Below are 16,832 nucleotides of genomic sequence, written 5' to 3'. Positions count from 1 at the left end.
GTCCACTAGCCAACCGGAGCGGGGGCGATCACCAGGCCGTCCAGGAGCTTCGCGCACCACTCCAGCAGCTCCACGTCACGCAGCGGGGGCGCCCCGATCCGGCCGCCCGCGGCCCCCTCGGTCGGCCTCGGCACGGTGACGAGTTCGCTCACCGGCTTGTAGTTCGCCTTGGGGTGCAGCCGCTTCAGCCGCACGATCTGCGAGTCGCGCAGCGACAGCGGCGCGAACCGGATCGAGCTGCCCTGCAGGGTCACCTCGGTGACGCCGTGCTCGCGGCACTTCTGCCGGAACGCCGCCACCGCGAACAGGCGCTGCACCGGCAGCGGCGGGTTGCCGTAGCGGTCCTTCAACTCCTCCTCGACGGCCGTGAGCGCGTCCACGTCGACCGCGGCGGCGATCTTGCGGTAGGCCTCGAGCCGCAACCGTTCGCCCGGCACGTAGTCGTGCGGGATGTGCGCGTCCACCGGCAGGTCGACCCGCACCTCGGCGAGCTCTTCCTCCTCCTCTCCGGGTTCGGCGCCCGCGTGCTTGCGGAACGCCTCGACCGCCTCGCCGACGAGCCGGACGTAGAGGTCGAAGCCGACGCCCGCGATGTGCCCGGACTGTTCCGCGCCGAGGATGTTGCCCGCGCCACGGATCTCGAGGTCCTTCATGGCCACCGCCATGCCGGCACCCAGCTCGGTGTTCTGGGCGATCGTCGCGAGCCGGTCGTGGGCGGTCTCGGTGAGCGGTGCCTCCGGCGGGTACAGGAAGTAGGCGTACCCGCGTTCCCTGCCACGGCCGACGCGGCCGCGCAGCTGGTGCAGCTGGGCGAGGCCGAGCATGTCACCGCGCTCCACGATCAACGTGTTGGCGTTGGCGATGTCGAGACCGGTCTCGACGATCGTGGTGCAGACCAGCACGTCGAACTCACGGGTCCAGAAACCCTCGATGATCTTCTCGAGACGGTCCTCGTTCATCTGGCCGTGCGCGGTCACCACCCGCGCCTCCGGCACCATCTCGCGGATCCGGCGCGCGGCCTTCTCGATCGAGGAGACTCGGTTGTGCACGAAGAAGACCTGTCCGTCACGCAACAACTCGCGGCGGATCGCGGCGCCGACCTGTTTGTCGTCGTAGGCGCCGACGTAGGTGAGGATCGGGTGCCGGTCCTCGGGCGGGGTGAGGATGGTCGACATCTCGCGGATACCGGCGAGCGACATCTCGAGCGTGCGCGGGATCGGGGTGGCGGACATCGTCAGCACGTCGACGTGGGTGCGGAGCGCCTTGATGTGCTCCTTGTGCTCGACGCCGAACCGCTGTTCCTCGTCGACGATCACGAGGCCGAGGTCCTTGTAGCGGATGCCGGTCTGCAGCAGGCGGTGCGTGCCGATCACCACGTCGACCTCGCCGGAGGCGAGGCCCTCGACGACCGCGTCGGCGTCCTGGCCGTGCGTGAACCGGGACAGGCCCTTCACGGTGACCGGGAAGGAGGCCATGCGCTCGGTGAACGTGTTGAGGTGCTGCTGGGCGAGCAGCGTGGTGGGCACGAGGACCACGACCTGCTTGCCGTCCTGCACCGCCTTGAACGCGGCGCGCACGGCGATCTCGGTCTTGCCGTAGCCGACGTCGCCGCAGATCACGCGGTCCATGGGGACGCTGCGCATCATGTCGGCCTTGACCTCGTCGATGGCCGCCATCTGGTCGGGGGTCTCGGTGAACGGGAAGGCGTCCTCGAGTTCGCGCTGCCACGGGGTGTCGGCGCCGAACGCGTGGCCGGGCGCGGACTGGCGGGCGGCGTAGAGCTGCACAAGCTCGGCGGCGATCTGCTTGACCGCCTTGCGGGCCTTGGCCTTGGTGTTCTTCCAGTCCGAGCCGCCGAGCTTGTTGAGGGTGGGCAGCTCACCGCCGACGTACCGGGACACCTGGTCGAGCTGGTCGGTGGGCACGAACAAGCGGTCGCCAGGCTGGCCGCGCTTGGAGGAGGCGTATTCGAGCAGTAGGTACTCACGGGTCGCACCACCGACGGTGCGCTGGACCATCTCGACGTAGCGGCCGATGCCGTGCTGCTCGTGGACGACGTAGTCGCCGGCCTTGAGGGCGAGCGGGTCGACCGCGTTGCGCCGCCGGGAGGGCATCTTCGCGGAGAGGTCCTTGGTGGACGTGCCGTGCCTGCCGCCCGTCAGGTCGGTCTCGGTGAGCACCACCAGGGCCAGCTCGGGCGCGAGGAAGCCTTCCTCGAGGGCACCGCGGACGACGGTGACGATGCCGCCCGCCGGGGGCTCGGTGAGGCCGTCCTCGGCGAACGTGGCCGCGACGTCGGCGTCGGAGAGCTGCTCGACCGCGCGGCGGGCGGTGCCGGCGCCGGGCACGACGAGCACGGCCGCACCGCCGGTGGCGATGTGGGCGCGGAGGTCGGTGAATGCGCGGACGACGTCACCCCGGTAGCCCTCGACGGCACCGATGTCGAGCTGGACGACGTGCTCGTCGGGGGTGGTGAGCTGGGAGAGCGTCCACCACGGGTGGTCGGTGTCGCGGGCGTGCTGGGCGATCTCGCCGAGGCCGCGGTAGGCCGAGGCGCCGAGGTCGAGGGGGGCGGACCCGCCGCCCGCGGCGGCCATCCACGCCGCCTCCAGGAACTCCTGGCCGGTGCGGACGAGGTCGTGGGCGCGGGTGCGGACCTTCTCGGGGTCGATGACGAGGACGTGGGCGTCCTCGGGCAGGACGTCGGTGAGCAGGTCCAGCTCGCCTTCGCACAGGACCGGGATCAGGGCCTCCATGCCCTCGACGGGGATGCCGTCGGCGAGCTTGCCGAGCATCTCGGCGAGGTGGGCGTCGGCACCGCCGGCGGCGGCCTGCTCCTCGGCGAGCTCCGTGGCGCGCTGCCGGACGTCCTCGGTGAGCAGCAGCTCGCGGCAGGGCGGGGCGTTGACCTCGGTGATCTCGGTGGGCAGCGACCGCTGGTCGGCGACGGAGAAGCAGCGGATCTCCGACACCTCGTCGCCCCAGAACTCGACGCGGGCCGGGTGTTCGGCGGTGGGCGGGAAGATGTCGAGGATGCCGCCCCGGACGGCGAACTCGCCGCGCTTCTCGACCATGTCGACACGGGTGTAGGCGAGTTCGACGAGGCGCTCGACGACGCCGTCGAAGTCGTGCTCCTCGCCGACCACCAGGTGCACCGGGTCGAGCGTGCCGAGGCCGGGGGCCATCGGCTGGATGAGGCTGCGCACGGTGGCGACCACGACCTGCGGCGCCCCCTGGTCGCCGCCGCGGCGGAGCCGGTGCAGCACCTCGAGACGGCGGCCGACGGTGTCCGCCCTGGGTGAGAGGCGTTCGTGCGGCAGCGTCTCCCACGACGGGAAGTTGGCGACCGCGTCGGGACCGAGCAGGTCACGGAGCGCGGCGGTGAGATCGTCGGCCTCGTGGCCGGTGGCGGTGATCGCGAGGACGTGCTTCCGCGCGGCCAGGGCGGCGGTGACCAGCGGTCGGACGGCGGTTGGCCCTTCCAGCTCGAGGCTCGTCGCCCCGACGGACTCGGCGATCTTGACCAGGGCGGGGTCGGGCAGCACGGCTCGCAGCAGACCGGACAACGACACTGGAGATACCCCTTGAGGTCATGCGCGGACACACCCCTGCCCCGGACGAGCCCGGCGGAGGGGTTCTCGGCGTCCACCCTACGTGCCCGGCGCGACCGATTTCATGCGCGTGCGCAGCCGGCTGCCTTTCGACCCGGTGCTCACGCGGCCACGTCGACCAGCGCGTCGTGGGCAGCGGCGATCGCGGGGTTGGCGAACCCGCCGCCCCGCGTGCAGGTCATGATCTTGCGGCTCGGCGCGTCGGCGAGGCGCAGGCGGGTCACCGGCAGGTGTGGTGGCAGGTAGGCGAGCCTCGGCACGAGGGCCACGCCGAGGTGGTGGGCGATCAGGTGGGCGATCGCGTTCCACTCCAGCGCGTCGTGGGCGATGTGCGGGGTGAAGCCCGCCGCGCCGCAGGCGGCCAGCGTGTGTTCGCGGCACGTGCAGGCAACCGACGAGATGATCCAGTCGTCGCGTGCGAAGTCGGCCAGGTCCGCCTCCTCGTCGGCCGCCCTGGGGTGGTCGGCCGGGACGACCAGGTCGAACACGTCGTCGGTCAGCGGGCGCTGGTCGAAGCGGGGATCCGTGAGCGGTGGGTTGGCCGGGGTCACCTCGATGACCGCCAGGTCCACGTCGCCGGAGAACAACAGGTCGAACGCCTGCTGCTGTTCCACCTCACGCAGCTGGACCGTGAGCCTCGGGTACTTCGCGGTCAGCGGCGCCACCACGGGCACCAGAAGCCGGGACACCGCAGTCGGCATCGAGCACAGGCGCAGCAACCCCGCGGGCTCGTCCTTGGCCGAGCGCAGGTCGACCTCCGCCTGTTCCCACCGGGACTCGATGGCGTCCGCGTGCGCCAGCAGGGTGCGGGCCGCCTCCGTGAGCCGGACGTTGCGGCCGTTCGGTTCCAGCAGCACCACCCCGAGCTCACGGCCCAGCTGCCGGATCTGCTGGGAGGCGGCCGACGTGGTGAAGTGCATGGCCCGTGCGGCGGCGGTGATCGTGCCGTAGTGCGCGACCGCACGCAGGACCTTGAGCCTGCGCAGGTCAATCATGTAGGCGATGCTTCACATTGTCGTTCGGAAAGTCAACGTGGACGTACACGGTCCACAGCGCCTTTGCTGGAAGCATGCGTTGCCCGTACTGCGGTTGGCCCGACATCGATCCGTTCACGGTCCTGTCCCAGCACCGGACCGCGACGGGGCGCACCCTGTGGACCCGGTGCAGCTGCGGATCACTGCAGGTCAGGGTTGGCGGGCGGGTCGTCTCGCGGGGGCGGCCGCGCGGCTAGAACCGCGGGGTGCGCTTCTCCAGGAACGCGGCCACACCCTCGGTGTAGTCCGTGCTCTGCACCGACTCCGTGTACAACGCGCGGACCTCGGCGTCCTCGTGCTCGCCCTCGGTGATCTTGGCGATGATGCGTTTGGCGCCGCGGACGCTGACCTGCGCACGTGCCGCCATGGTCGCCGCCAGCTCCAGCGCGCGGGCCACCGGGTCCTCGGTCAGCTCGTTGACCAGGCCGATCCGCAGCGCGGTGTCGGCGTCGAGGATCTCCGCGGTGAACAGGATCTGCCGCGCCCACGCCGGGCCGACCACGTCGACCAGCTGCTTCGTGGACGTGAAGTTGTAGACGATGCCGAGCTTGGCCGGGGTGATGCCGAAGCGGGCGTCCGGCGCGGCGACCCGCATGTCACAGGCCAGCGCGATCTCGCAGCCGCCGCCGACGCACACGCCGTTGATCGCGGCGATCGTCGGTTTCGGCAGGTCGGCGATGGCGCGTTCACCGGCGAGGACGGCCGCGCCGTAGCGTTCGGCACCCGCCGCGTCGGCACGCAACGTCGCGAACTCGCTGATGTCGGCGCCCGCGGAGAAGTGGTCGGTGCCCCGGATGACGAGTGCACGCACCCCGTCGTCCGCGGCGACCTTGTCGAGCAGGCCGGGCACGGCCGACCACATCTCGTAGCTCATCGCGTTGCGCTTCGACGGGCGGTCGATGGTCAGTGTCGCGACCGCGTCCTCGAACTCCAGCCTCAGCGTCACGCGTTCACGATCTCACGCCAGCGCCGTCCGCACGGCGGTCAGGTCCTCGTCCACCGCGGCCTGCCGTTCCCGCAGCTCGCGGCGCGTCTTGGCGAACGCCTCCACCCGCTTCTCCACGTCGGTGACCAGCGACTTCGTCGCGTGCTCGCCCGCGAGCACGGCGTTGCGCCGCTCCTTGTCCGCGGAAAGCCACTGGTAGACGGCCGTGCCGAGGCCCGCCACGGCCACGAACAGCCAGCCCCATCCGGCGACGATCCCCAGCACCAGGAAGATCACGCCCACGACCGCGGCGCCGATCGCCACCTCCCGGCGCTTGGAGTCGACCAGCGCCGACCGCTCCGCCAGGTCGAGTGCCTTCCGCATGGACGTGGCGTCGGGACCGGACGGGGTGATCGTCACGCGGCCGAACCGGGTGCGGACGTCCAGGGACGACGGCGCTTCGACGCGTGCCGTCTCCGCCAGCTCCTCGGCCACCGTGACCAACACGGATCCGCTCGCCCGCGTCGCGAGCGCCCTGCGGTTGGGACGGTCCGACGCGAGGTCCGCACGCAGCAGCTCGCTCGCCGTGCCGACCGGGCTGTCCCACGTGGACTTCGCGGTCTCGGTGCCCTCGATGACCGACCGCAGCTCGCGTTCCCGCGCGAGCAGCGGCAGCTCGACCGGGCTGCCCTCGTCGATCAGCAGCTCCAGCGACGTGCGGGCCAGCTCGTCGGGCTCGCCGTCGGGTTCGTTCGTGTAGCCGTCCAGCGCCTCGGTGACCCACGTCCGCAGCACGGCGAGCTTCTCGCACGCCTGCAGCGAGTTCGGCAGGGAACCGCCGCCGTCCAGCTCTTTCGGCACCTGCACGGCGGCACGCGGCGCCGCCACGTCCCGCAGCGCGCTGACCAGCGAGCCGTCGGTCACGCCCGTCGCGAACTCCGCGCACCGCTCCCGCGCCAGGTCCCACCCGTCCGCGCCGAAGAAGCCGTCGGCCGCGAGCAGCCACACCGCTCGCTGGTAGGACGGCACCTCGGCGGGCAGTGCCGGCATGGCGGGCGCGAGCGAGGGCACCGTCGAGCGGCCACCGAGCACCGACGTGAGCAGCACGTGGAACGCGCAGGCACGCAAGGGATCGCGGGCCGTCGCCAGCGCGAGCGCCTCCTCGTCGACCACACCGTCGGCCACGCCGCGCAACGCGATCAGCGCGGGCGCGAGCCAGTAGCCGTCCGCGTCGGACACGTCCCCGGCACCCGAGCCCGCCAGCAACTGTTTGGCCTGGTGGCGCACCCGCCCGTGCGAGTCGAACAACCCGAGCGTCACCCGCAGGTCACTGATCTCCACGAACGCGTCGAAGGCCGCGGAGAGCCGGTTCAGCCGCTGCTCGAGCGAGCCGCTGACCTTCGACAGCTCGGCCTTCAGCCGGTTCTGCGACGCCCGTGCCTGCGACAACGACGCGGAGACGTAGCTCAGGTCCTCCTCGAGCCCCGCGAGCCGCTTGTTCTGCCGGTGATCTGTCCACCAGTCGTCGCTCATTCGCCCTCTCCTACGCCGGCGTCACCACACAGCAGTGCGACGCGCGGAGCAGCATTCTGGACCCATGCGAACCCGGACGAGTTTTCTCGTTGTCGGAGCGGCGCTGGCCGTGCTCACCGCCTGTACCGACGCGCCTGCCGAGCGTGCGGGAACGGGACAGGTTCCGCGCAGCGGCACGAGCGCGCCGACCACGCCGAGCGCCGCGGAGACGCCGCGGCTGAAGGTGGAGACGGTCGCGGGCGGCCTGGCGCACGGCTGGGACGTCGGGTTCCTGCCGGACGGCAAGGTCCTCGTGTCCCAGCGGCCCGCGCGGATCGCCCTGTTGTCGAGCAACAAGCCGGGCGCGACGGTCACGACCGTGAAGGCGGACCTGACCGACGTGCACGTCCAGGGCGAGGGCGGCCTGATGGGGCTCGTCGTGCACCCGGACTTCGCGCAGACACGCCGGTTCACGACCTGCCAGACCCACACGGAGAACGGGGAGCCGAACGACATCCGGCTCGTCACGTGGCGCCTCGCCGAGGACGGCCGGATCGCGACACGGGAGAAGGAACTGCTGACCGGCCTGCCGCTGGCCCAGTCGGGCAGGCACTCAGGCTGCCGTCCCACGCTCGCCCGCGACGGCTCGCTCCTGGTCGGCACCGGTGACACCGCGCACGGCACGTTCCCGCAGGACCGCACGAACCTGGGCGGCAAGGTGCTGCGGCTCGACCTGGACACGGGCGAACCCAAGCCGGACAACCCGTTCGTCGACGCGGCGAACCGCAACGAGCGGTACGTCTACACCTACGGGCACCGCAACATCCAGGGCGTCGCGCCGCGGCCGGACTCCGACCAGGTGTTCACCGCCGAACACGGGCCCAGCAAGAACGACGAGGTGAACCTGATCCAGGCGGGCAGGAACTACGGCTGGGACCCGTCGCAGGGCGGCACGGTCGGCGGCTACGACGAGAGCGTCGAGATGACCGACCTGCAACGGTTCCCGGACGCGGTGCCCGCGAAGTGGCAGACGGGCGACATGACCGAGGCGGTCTGCGCGGCCACGTTCCTGGCGGGTGACCAGTGGGGCGCGCTCGAAGGCACACTGGTGATCACCGCACTGAAGGGCGCGAAGGTCATCCTGCTGTCCCTGACGGAACAGGGTGACGTCGAGACCGTGTCGGTGCCCAAGGAGTTCACGGACACGTTCGGCCGCCTGCGTGCGGCACGGACCGGCCCCGACGGCGCCCTGTACCTGACGACCAGCAACGGCACGGACGACAAGCTGTTGCGCGTCACCCCCGCCTGACGTGCGGCCGATCGACCTCGCCCGGGCGGCGGGGGTCTCGACGCAGCAGGTCCGCAACTACGTGGACTGGGGCGTCCTGCCACCCGCGCCGCGCACCGAGTCCGGCTACCGGGTGCTCGACGAACGCCACCGGGACGCGCTGCTCACCTACCGCGCCCTGACGAAGGGCTTCGGCTGGGCGGCCGCGAAGGCGATCATGAACGCGGTCCACGACGGGGCCGTGCCCGCCGCGCTGGCGCTGGTGAACGAGGCACACGCGGACGTGCACGACCAGACCCGAAAGCTGGCGGCGACGGCCGAGGCGCTGGCGGCGGTCGCGTCGACCGAGCCGCCACCGCGCGCGGACCTGCGGATCGGCGAGCTGGCACGGGTGCTGGGCGTCCGCACGTCGGCGCTGCGGGTGTGGGAGGCGGCGGGCCTGCTGGTGCCGCGGCGCGAACGCGGCACGGGCTACCGCTTCTACTCCTCGGCGGACATCCGCGACGCACGGATGATCACCATGCTGCGGCAGAACGGGTACGGCCTGGAGCAGATCCACCCGATCCTGGCGGGCCTGCGGGAGTCCGGCAGCAGCGACGCGCTGCTGGCGGCGGTGGAGACGCGGCGGTCGGCACTGGTCGCACGGACCCGCGTCATGCTGGAGGGCGCGGCCCGCCTGCACGCCTACCTGGGCTGACCCGCGCCGATCAGTGCTCCTCGCGCAGGACGGGCGCGCTCTCCAGGTGTGACAGCCCGTTCCACGAGAGGTTGACCAGGTGCGCGGCCACCTCGTCCTTGCGGGGCTTGCGCGAGTCGAGCCACCACTGCCCCGTCAACGCGACCATCCCCACCAGTGCCTGGCTGTACAGCGCGGCCAGCTTCGGGTCGTACCCTCGGGAGGAGAACTGCACCCCGAGGATGTCCTCGACCTGCGAGGCGATGTCGTTCAGCAACGACGAGAACGTCCCCGTCGACGACGCGACCGGGGACGCGCGCACGAGGATCCGGAACCCGTCCGCGGAGCCCTCGACGTAGTCCAGCAACGCCACGGCGGCGCGTTCGAGCAGCAACCGCGGGTGCGCGTCCTCGGCCAGCGCGGTGGTCATCGACGACAGCAGGTAGTGCATCTCCCGGTCGACCACGACCGCGTAGACGCCTTCCTTGCCGCCGAAGTGCTCGTAGACCACCGGCTTGGACACGTTCGCCCGGTGTGCGATCTCCTCGATCGACGCGCCGTCGAAGCCCTTCTCGGCGAAGAGGGACCGCGCCACGTCCAGCAGCTGCTGCCGCCGCTCTTCACCCGTCATGCGTACCCGTGGCACCGGCGCCTCCCCGCGTCGAGGAGGCGCCGTGCGAGCTCGCCGCCTGACCGCCATTTCAGTCACCCTAGAGGCAACCACCGACGGTCCGTGGGCAATTACGCTCTACGAGACGTCCGAGCCCGCCGAGATCTTGGCGAGACGTGCCTGGGTGGGCCAGCGGACGCTGTGCACCCAGCCGAACTTCTCGAAGAACCAGATGATCCGGGCGGACGTGTCGATCTGGCCCTTCTTGACGCCGTGACGAGCGCAGGTCGGGTCGGCGTGGTGGAGGTTGTGCCACGACTCGCCGAAGGACAGGATCGCGAGCGGCCACACGTTCGCGGCCTTGTCGCGGGACACGAACGGCCGGTCGCCGATCATGTGGCAGATCGAGTTGGTCGACCAGGTCACGTGGTGCAGGATCGCGACCCGCACGAGGCCGGCCCAGAAGAACGCGGTCAGCGCGCCCCACCACGACCACGTGATGAGCCCGCCGAGCAGCGCGGGCAGCCCGAACGTGAGCACGGTCCAGAGCCAGAACGTGTTGTTGACCCGCACGATGTCCTTGTCGGCGAGCAGGTCGGGCGCGAAACGCTCCTTGTTGGTGATGTCGCGGTCGAACAGCCAGCCCATGTGCGCGTGCCAGAAGCCCTTGGCGATCGCGACCGGGCCGGTGCCGAACAGCCACGGCGAGTGCGGGTCGCCCTCCTTGTCGGAGAACGCGTGGTGGCGGCGGTGGTCGGCGACCCAGATGATCGGCGGGCCCTGCACGGCCATGCTGCCCGCGATCGCGAGGAAGACCTTCAACGGCCGCTTCGCCTTGTACGACCCGTGCGTGAAGTACCGGTGGTAGCCGACGGTGACACCGTGCCCGGTGAAGTAGAAGAAGGCGAACGCGAGGATCACGTCCACCCACGTGAGACCCCAGCCCCACGCCAGCGGCACCGCGGCGATGAGCGCGGCGAAGGGCACGAGGATGAAGATGTACACCCCCAGCTGGACGTAGTTCCTGCGGCGCCCGACCGTGATCGGCTTCGGCCCCTTCTGGGGCGCGGCACCACCAGATGTCTCGTCGAGGGTCGTCGTCATCCCTTGCTACCCCGTCTTCCAGATGGTTAGGCGAGCCTCGCCTACGCAACCGTAACTTACGTGTCCCAATGAACCAGGCCAAGCATCGGCGGGACCACTCCCGTGATCCGCGTCACACCCATTTGGACGCGCTTCCTTACGATCGGCCGGGTACCACTGCCACCGGGAGGACATGCATGCCACGATGTCCAACCGTGGACGGATTACTCCGTCCGCGATCCGCCGTGGTGTAAAGGCAGCACCTCAGATTTTGGTTCTGATGGTCCAGGTTCGATCCCTGGCGGCGGAGCTGTCCGCGCCCGGCGGGCAGGGCTTCTGGTTTCGATGAAGGTGGACAGCCACGTGGATGGCGGCGAGCGGGAAGGCATCCGTACCGACGTCGACCGACCCGCGTTGGACGAGCGCTCCGACGCGTGGCTGGTCGGTCGCGCCCGCGAGCTGCTCGCCATCACCCAAGCGGGTGAACGTGGCGACCTCGCCCGCCACGTCGACGAGATGGACCACCTCCTCGCCCAGACCCGCCGCCGTGACGAGCCGAGGCTGGTCGGTCAGCTGCTGCGGGCCGCGACCGCGATCCGCGTCGTCGACACCGAGTCGGCGGCCGCCGCGGGCGACATGGCCGACGAGTTCCTGTCCCACGCCCGCGACCACAAGCTCGTCGTGCTGGAGGCCGACGCGCACGCGCTGCGCGGCACCCGCCTGCTGATGATCGGCGAGGAGGACGACGCGCTCTCCGAGGTCGCGGTGGGCCTCGCGATGCTCGACGAGAAGATCGAGCCGGACCCGATGTTCGGCAGCCGCACCTGGCACGTGTTGATGACCTCCACGCTGATGGACCTCGGCACCGTGCTCGCCCAGCTCGGCGTCTACGAGGTCGCCGACCAGGTGATGAAGAAGGCGAACCGGCACATCCGCAACGGCGCGGGCAGCCACGACATCTCCGTGCACCTGCTCACCCGCACCCGTCTGCAGCTCGGCTGGGGCCTGCGCCTGGAACGCGCGGGCCAGGACGAGGAGGCGGCACAGCACTTCGCCGAGGCCGCGGCCATGGCGGAGGGGATCGAGCTGCCGTTCAAGGAGTCGCTGTTCCGGCGCAAGCCCGACCGGACGGCCGCCGAGCAGGTCCCGGTGATCGGCGCGGCGCACGCGCTCGCGAACCCGTCGAGCGCGCACCTGGAACGGCTGGCCGGCCTGCTGGAGCTGGCGCCGCAGCGTGAGCTGATCTTCGTCGCGATCGCGCTGGCCCGCTGCCTGGAGCAGTGCGCGCACGTCGAGGAGGCCGTCGAGGCCCTCGGCGCCGTGCAGAAACGCCTGCACACGACGACCATCGAGCAGGGCCTGTACCTGTGCCTGATCCGCGAGTTCGCACGGCTGTCCAGCATCGCGGGCGCCGACGACGGCGGTGAGCGGACCGCCAGCGCGCTGCAGCTGTACGTCTCCGAGCTGGAGGCACAGCTGTCCGACCAGCGGCTGTCCCGCAAGACCACGCTCGACACCCGCCGCGAGCACGAGCGGCTGTCCCGCAAGCACGGCGCGATCGCCCGCCAGGCGCTGCAGGACCCGCTGACCGGCCTGCCCAACCGCCGTGCGCTGGACGAACGGCTCGAGGAGCTGTCCGCGCGGGTCGGCGGGAAACCGCTCGCGATCGCGCTGGTCGACCTCGACGGGTTCAAGGGCGTCAACGACCGCATGTCCCACGCCGACGGCGACGACGTGCTGCGCGTGATCGCCAGCACGGTCCGCGACACGCTGCGCGGCTCGGACATGGTGGCCCGCTACGGCGGCGACGAGTTCATCGTGCTGCTGCCCGGTGCGCCGCTGCGGCCCGCGGCCGCCGCGCTGCGCCGCGCCGCGGACGCCGTGGCGCAGCTCCCGCACGACCTCTCGCACGGCGTCACACTCTCCGTGGGTGTGGTGTCCCTCCGTCCGGGTGAAACCGCCGCCCGCGCGCTCGCCCGCGCCGACGCCGCCATGTACCAGGCCAAACGCAAAGGCGGCAACGACGTGGTCGCCGTCTCCGGGGACGAAACGGACGCACCGGAAACCGTGGAGGAGCCCGCGACCGACCCTGCGTGGGTGCTTCCGAACGGCACGTAGGATCGAGTCCCGGGGTCCGGCCGGGCTCCGAAAATCGATCTTGTGCCAAGGGAGACGGCTGCCATGCCGGAGGGCTCGTCCGGGCTCGGAGAAGTCAGCACGATCATTCTCGCCGCGGGCGAGGGCACCAGGATGCGGTCCCGCACCCCGAAGGTGCTGCACCGGATCGCGGGCCGCTCGCTGGTCGAGCACGCCGTCCGCGCCGCCGCCGGCCTGCGCCCCGCGCGGGTGGCGGTGGTCGTCGGCCACGGCAGGGACGCCGTCACCGAGCACCTCACCGAGGTCGAGAAGGGCATCGACGCGACCGTCACCGTCGCCGTCCAGGAGGAGCAGCACGGCACCGGTCACGCGGTGCGCTGCGCGCTCGACGAGCTGCCCGGCAACCTCACCGGCACCGTCCTCGTGACGTACGGCGACGTGCCGCTGCTCGACACCGCGACCCTGTCCGCGCTGCTCGCCGAGCACGCCGAGAAGGGCAACGCCGTCACGGTGCTGACCGCACGGGTCGACAACCCGCACGGCTACGGCCGCATCGTGCGCGACGCCGACGGCACGGTCGCCGCGATCGTCGAGCAGAAGGACGCCACCGAGGAGCAGGCGGCCATCACCGAGATCAACTCCGGTGTGTACGCGTTCGACGCGGCCGTGCTGGCCGACGCGCTCGGGCGGCTGTCCACCGACAACGCGCAGGGCGAGCAGTACCTCACCGACGTGCTCGCCATCGCCCGCGGCGACGGGCACCGCTGCGGCTCGTGGACCTGCGCCGACCGGTGGCTGGTCGAGGGCGTCAACGACCGCGTGCAGCTCGCCGCGCTGGGCCGCGAGATGAACCGGCGCCTGACCGAGCAGTGGATGCGCGCGGGCGTCACCATGGTCGACCCGGCCACCGTGTGGCTCGACGCCGGCGTGCGGCTGGCCCGGGACGTGGTGCTGGAGCCGAACGTGCAACTGCGCGGCACCACGTCGATCGGCGAGGGCGCGACCGTCGGCCCGGACACCACGCTCACCGACGTCCGCGTCGGTGCGGCGGCGAAGGTCGTCCGCACGCACGGCAGCGAGTCGACGATCGGCGACGGCGCGAACGTCGGGCCCTTCGCGTACCTGCGGCCCGGCACCGTGCTGCACGACAAGGGCAAGATCGGCACGTTCGTCGAGGTCAAGAACTCCGAGATCGGCGAGGGCACGAAGGTGCCGCACCTGTCGTACGTCGGCGACGCCACGATCGGCGAGTACTCCAACATCGGCGCCGCCAGCGTCTTCGTGAACTACGACGGGGTGACCAAGCGCAGGACGACCGTCGGGTCGCACGCGCGCACCGGCAGCGACAACATGTTCGTCGCGCCGGTCAACGTGGGGGACGGCGCGTACAGCGGGGCGGGGGCCGTGCTGAGGGAGGACGTGCCACCGGGTGCGCTGGCCGTTTCGGCCGGTTCGCAGCGCAACATCGAGGGTTGGGTGCTGCGCAAGCGACCGGGTACCCCCGCGGCGGAGGCCGCGCGGCGGGCGCTCGGGATCACATCCGAGTCATCGGAGGACCAGTCATGACCGTCAAGACCGGAACGCCGAAGAAGAACCTGATGTTCTTCTCCGGGCGGGCGCACCCAGAACTCGCCGAGGAAGTCGCGAAGCACCTCAACGTGTCGATCACGCCGCAGTCGGCGTACGACTTCGCGAACGGCGAGATCTTCGTCCGGTTCGAGGAGTCGGTCCGTGGCTGCGACGCGTTCGTCATCCAGAGCCACTGCGAGCCCATCAACCAGTGGGTCATGGAGCAGCTGATCATGGTCGACGCGCTGAAGCGGGCGTCGGCCAAGCGGATCACCGTGATCATGCCGTTCTACCCGTACGCGCGGCAGGACAAGAAGCACAAAGGCCGCGAGCCGATCTCGGCACGGCTCATCGCGGACCTGTTCAAGACCGCGGGCGCCGACCGGATCATGACCGTCGACCTGCACACCGCGCAGATCCAGGGCTTCTTCGACGGCCCCGTCGACCACCTGTTCGCGCAGACACTGCTGTCGCAGTACGTGAAGGAGCAGTACGGCGCGGACAACGTGACGGTCGTGTCCCCGGACGCGGGCCGCACGAAGCTCGCGGAGAAGTGGGCGGACGACCTCGGCGGCGTGCCGATCGCGTTCATCCACAAGACCCGTGACCCGCTGCGGCCCAACGAGGTCGTGGCGAACCGCGTGGTCGGCGAGGTGCGCGGGCGGCTGTGCGTCGTGATCGACGACATGGTCGACACCGGCGGCACCATCGCGAAGGCCGTCGGCCAGCTGCTGGACGAGGGCGCGGCCGACGTGGTCGTGGCCGCGTCACACGGCGTGCTGTCCGGCCCCGCGCCGGAGCGCCTGTCGAAGTGCGGGGCGAAGGAGGTCGTGTTCACCAACACGCTCCCGATCCCCGACGGGAAGCGCTTCCCGAACATGACGGTGCTGTCGATCGCCCCGCTGCTCGCGCGGGCCATCCAGGAAGTCTTCGAGGACGGCTCGGTGACCAGCCTGTTCGACGGCAACGCCTGACGGGGCATCGAGCACCCCTGGTGCACTTGCCAAAACGGGCCGCGTAGACTATCCGGGTTGCCTCGGCGAGGCCGGGCGTTCATCGCCCGACGTGATCGACGCGGCGGCTTGACTGCCGCGCGCTCATGCCCGTCGCCGCAGGTCGCCGCCGCCCCCAAGGTTCGTTTGTTCAACAAGGAGTGCACCACCGTGTCCGAGGTCCGTCTCGCCGCCGAAGCCCGCACCGAGTTCGGCAAGGGCGCCGCGCGCCGCACGCGACGCGCAGGCAAGATCCCCGCGGTGCTCTACGGTCACGGTTCCGACCCGAAGCACCTCGCGCTGCCCGCCATCGAGTTCGCCCGCGTCGTCCGTGAGCACGGCCAGAACGCCGTCCTGACGCTGGAGATCGACAGCAAGAGCGAGCTGGCGCTCACGAAGACCGTCACCACCCACCCGATCAAGAACTACATCGAGCACGTCGACCTGCTGCTCGTCCAGCGCGGCGAGAAGGTCAACGTCGAGGTGCCCGTGGTCGTCAACGGTGAGGCGTCGCCCGGCACGCTGGTCACCCAGGACGCGACGACCGTCGAGGTGTCCGTCGAGGCGCTGCACATCCCGGAGCAGTTCGAGGTGTCCATCGAGGGCGCCGAAGCGGGCACGCAGGTCCTGGCCAAGGACGTGCCGCTGCCGTCCGGTGCCGAGCTGCTGACCGACCCCGAGACGCTGATCGTCGCCGTGAACGTGGCCCCGACCGCCGGTGACCTCGACGGCGAGGCCGCCGAGGGCGAAGAGACCGAGGCCGAGGCCCCCGAGGCCGCCGAGGCCTGAGAGTTCTCCTGACCGGGCGGTCCCTTCGGGGGCCGCCCGGTTAGCGTTTCCGACATGACTTCCGCTTCCGCTGACGTGCCGGTCCTGGTCGTGGGACTCGGCAACCCCGGCCCGCGCTACGCGGGCAACCGGCACAACATCGGCTTCCTGGTGGTCGACGAACTGGCCGCCCGTGTCGGCGGCAGGTTCAAGGCGCACAAGGGCGGCGCCGAGGTGCTGGAGTGCCGCCTTGGCGGCCGCCGCGCGGTGCTGGCCAAGCCCCGGTCGTTCATGAACGTCTCTGGTGGCCCGGTCGTGGGCACCGCGCGCTTCTACAAGGTCTCTCCCGCCGACGTCGTCGTCGTCCACGACGAGCTGGACCTCCCGTACCCGACGGTCCGGCTGAAGCTCGGCGGCGGCGAGAACGGCCACAACGGCCTGCGCTCGATTTCCAAAAGCCTCGGCACGCGCGACTACCTGCGGGTACGGTTCGGCATCGGACGACCGCCGGGACGCATGGACCCAGCAGACTTCGTGCTGCGGGACTTCTCGGCGACCGAACGCAAGGAACTGGCACTGGCCGTCGACCACTGTGCGGACGCGACGGAGGCGCTGGTGGGCAAGGGCCTGGAGGCGGCGCAGAACCTCTTCCACGCCCGCTAGGGAG

13 protein-coding genes and 1 tRNA gene are annotated in these 16,832 nt (G+C 71.0%); 8 read left to right on the top strand and 6 right to left on the bottom strand.

The features are described from left to right. Positions 1-5: 5 nt before the first annotated feature. The 4 genes from mfd to ACIBVP_RS28410 form a co-directional block, all read right to left on the bottom strand. Positions 6-3,566 (bottom strand): transcription-repair coupling factor, encoded by a 3,561-nt coding sequence (gene mfd, locus ACIBVP_RS28425; RefSeq protein ID WP_396109664.1) that lies wholly within the window; start codon positions 3,564-3,566, stop codon positions 6-8. A 146-nt stretch (positions 3,567-3,712) separates the two neighbouring features. Further along, entirely contained in the window at positions 3,713-4,606 is an 894-nt protein-coding gene (locus ACIBVP_RS28420; protein ID WP_396109413.1) for a LysR family transcriptional regulator, read from the bottom strand. Positions 4,607-4,838: 232 nt separating this feature from the next. Continuing rightward, positions 4,839-5,591 carry an enoyl-CoA hydratase/isomerase family protein gene (locus tag ACIBVP_RS28415; RefSeq protein ID WP_396109412.1) on the bottom strand — a complete coding sequence of 251 codons (753 nt, stop codon included), beginning with the start codon at positions 5,589-5,591 and terminating at the stop codon, positions 4,839-4,841. A gap of 12 nt (positions 5,592-5,603) precedes the next feature. Continuing rightward, a complete protein-coding gene (locus tag ACIBVP_RS28410; protein WP_396109411.1) occupies positions 5,604-7,103 on the bottom strand; it encodes a hypothetical protein in 1,500 nt (499 codons plus the stop codon). A 64-nt stretch (positions 7,104-7,167) separates the two neighbouring features. On the opposite strand from ACIBVP_RS28410, the gene ACIBVP_RS28405 reads away from it, so the two are divergent. Then, a complete protein-coding gene (locus ACIBVP_RS28405; protein ID WP_396109410.1) occupies positions 7,168-8,391 on the top strand; it encodes a PQQ-dependent sugar dehydrogenase in 1,224 nt (407 codons plus the stop codon). Between the two features lies 1 nt (position 8,392). Continuing rightward, positions 8,393-9,067 (top strand): MerR family transcriptional regulator, encoded by a 675-nt coding sequence (locus ACIBVP_RS28400; protein ID WP_396109409.1) that lies wholly within the window; start codon positions 8,393-8,395, stop codon positions 9,065-9,067. Positions 9,068-9,077: 10 nt separating this feature from the next. On the opposite strand, the gene ACIBVP_RS28395 is transcribed toward ACIBVP_RS28400, so the two are convergent. Further along, positions 9,078-9,677, bottom strand: coding sequence for a TetR family transcriptional regulator (locus ACIBVP_RS28395; protein WP_396109663.1), 600 nt, complete (start codon positions 9,675-9,677; stop codon positions 9,078-9,080). Positions 9,678-9,794: 117 nt separating this feature from the next. Further along, on the bottom strand, positions 9,795-10,760 hold the full coding sequence (locus ACIBVP_RS28390) for an acyl-CoA desaturase (RefSeq protein ID WP_396109408.1): 966 nt from the start codon (positions 10,758-10,760) through the stop codon (positions 9,795-9,797). A gap of 218 nt (positions 10,761-10,978) precedes the next feature. On the opposite strand from ACIBVP_RS28390, the gene ACIBVP_RS28385 reads away from it, so the two are divergent. The 6 genes from ACIBVP_RS28385 (at position 10,979) to pth (ending at position 16,828) form a co-directional block, all read left to right on the top strand. Further along, positions 10,979-11,049 (top strand) — tRNA-Gln (locus tag ACIBVP_RS28385). Between the two features lie 35 nt (positions 11,050-11,084). Then, positions 11,085-12,857, top strand: a complete 1,773-nt coding sequence (locus tag ACIBVP_RS28380; protein WP_396109407.1) for a GGDEF domain-containing protein — start codon at positions 11,085-11,087, stop codon at positions 12,855-12,857. Between the two features lie 63 nt (positions 12,858-12,920). Continuing rightward, complete coding sequence (gene glmU / locus ACIBVP_RS28375; RefSeq protein ID WP_396109406.1) at positions 12,921-14,402, top strand: bifunctional UDP-N-acetylglucosamine diphosphorylase/glucosamine-1-phosphate N-acetyltransferase GlmU; 1,482 nt, start codon at positions 12,921-12,923, stop codon at positions 14,400-14,402. After that, complete coding sequence (locus ACIBVP_RS28370; protein ID WP_396109405.1) at positions 14,399-15,379, top strand: ribose-phosphate diphosphokinase; 981 nt, start codon at positions 14,399-14,401, stop codon at positions 15,377-15,379. Before glmU ends, ACIBVP_RS28370 begins: the two co-directional genes overlap by 4 nt. 189 nt (positions 15,380-15,568) lie before the next feature. Beyond that, positions 15,569-16,186: a 50S ribosomal protein L25/general stress protein Ctc gene (locus ACIBVP_RS28365; RefSeq protein WP_396109404.1), complete on the top strand. Its 618-nt coding sequence runs from the start codon at positions 15,569-15,571 to the stop codon at positions 16,184-16,186. A 54-nt stretch (positions 16,187-16,240) separates the two neighbouring features. Next, positions 16,241-16,828 (top strand): aminoacyl-tRNA hydrolase, encoded by a 588-nt coding sequence (pth, locus tag ACIBVP_RS28360; RefSeq protein WP_396109403.1) that lies wholly within the window; start codon positions 16,241-16,243, stop codon positions 16,826-16,828. Positions 16,829-16,832: the final 4 nt, after the last annotated feature.

This window comes from Actinophytocola sp. NPDC049390 (assembly GCF_044466355.1).
Classification (GTDB): domain Bacteria; phylum Actinomycetota; class Actinomycetes; order Mycobacteriales; family Pseudonocardiaceae; genus Actinophytocola.
This window is presented reverse-complemented; position numbering and strand designations above follow the sequence as displayed.

What these genes read in the sequence shown, in the direction of transcription:
- ACIBVP_RS28420 (WP_396109413.1), bottom strand. Translation starts at nt 4,606, where the DNA reads ATGATTGACCTGCGCAGGCTCAAGGTCCTGCGTGCGGTCGCGCACTAC.
- ACIBVP_RS28410 (WP_396109411.1), bottom strand. Translation starts at nt 7,103, where the DNA reads ATGAGCGACGACTGGTGGACAGATCACCGGCAGAACAAGCGGCTCGCG.
- ACIBVP_RS28405 (WP_396109410.1), top strand. Translation starts at nt 7,168, where the DNA reads ATGCGAACCCGGACGAGTTTTCTCGTTGTCGGAGCGGCGCTGGCCGTG.
- ACIBVP_RS28395 (WP_396109663.1), bottom strand. Translation starts at nt 9,677, where the DNA reads ATGACGGGTGAAGAGCGGCGGCAGCAGCTGCTGGACGTGGCGCGGTCC.
- ACIBVP_RS28390 (WP_396109408.1), bottom strand. Translation starts at nt 10,760, where the DNA reads ATGACGACGACCCTCGACGAGACATCTGGTGGTGCCGCGCCCCAGAAG.
- ACIBVP_RS28380 (WP_396109407.1), top strand. Translation starts at nt 11,085, where the DNA reads ATGAAGGTGGACAGCCACGTGGATGGCGGCGAGCGGGAAGGCATCCGT.
- glmU (WP_396109406.1), top strand. Translation starts at nt 12,921, where the DNA reads ATGCCGGAGGGCTCGTCCGGGCTCGGAGAAGTCAGCACGATCATTCTC.
- ACIBVP_RS28370 (WP_396109405.1), top strand. Translation starts at nt 14,399, where the DNA reads ATGACCGTCAAGACCGGAACGCCGAAGAAGAACCTGATGTTCTTCTCC.
- pth (WP_396109403.1), top strand. Translation starts at nt 16,241, where the DNA reads ATGACTTCCGCTTCCGCTGACGTGCCGGTCCTGGTCGTGGGACTCGGC.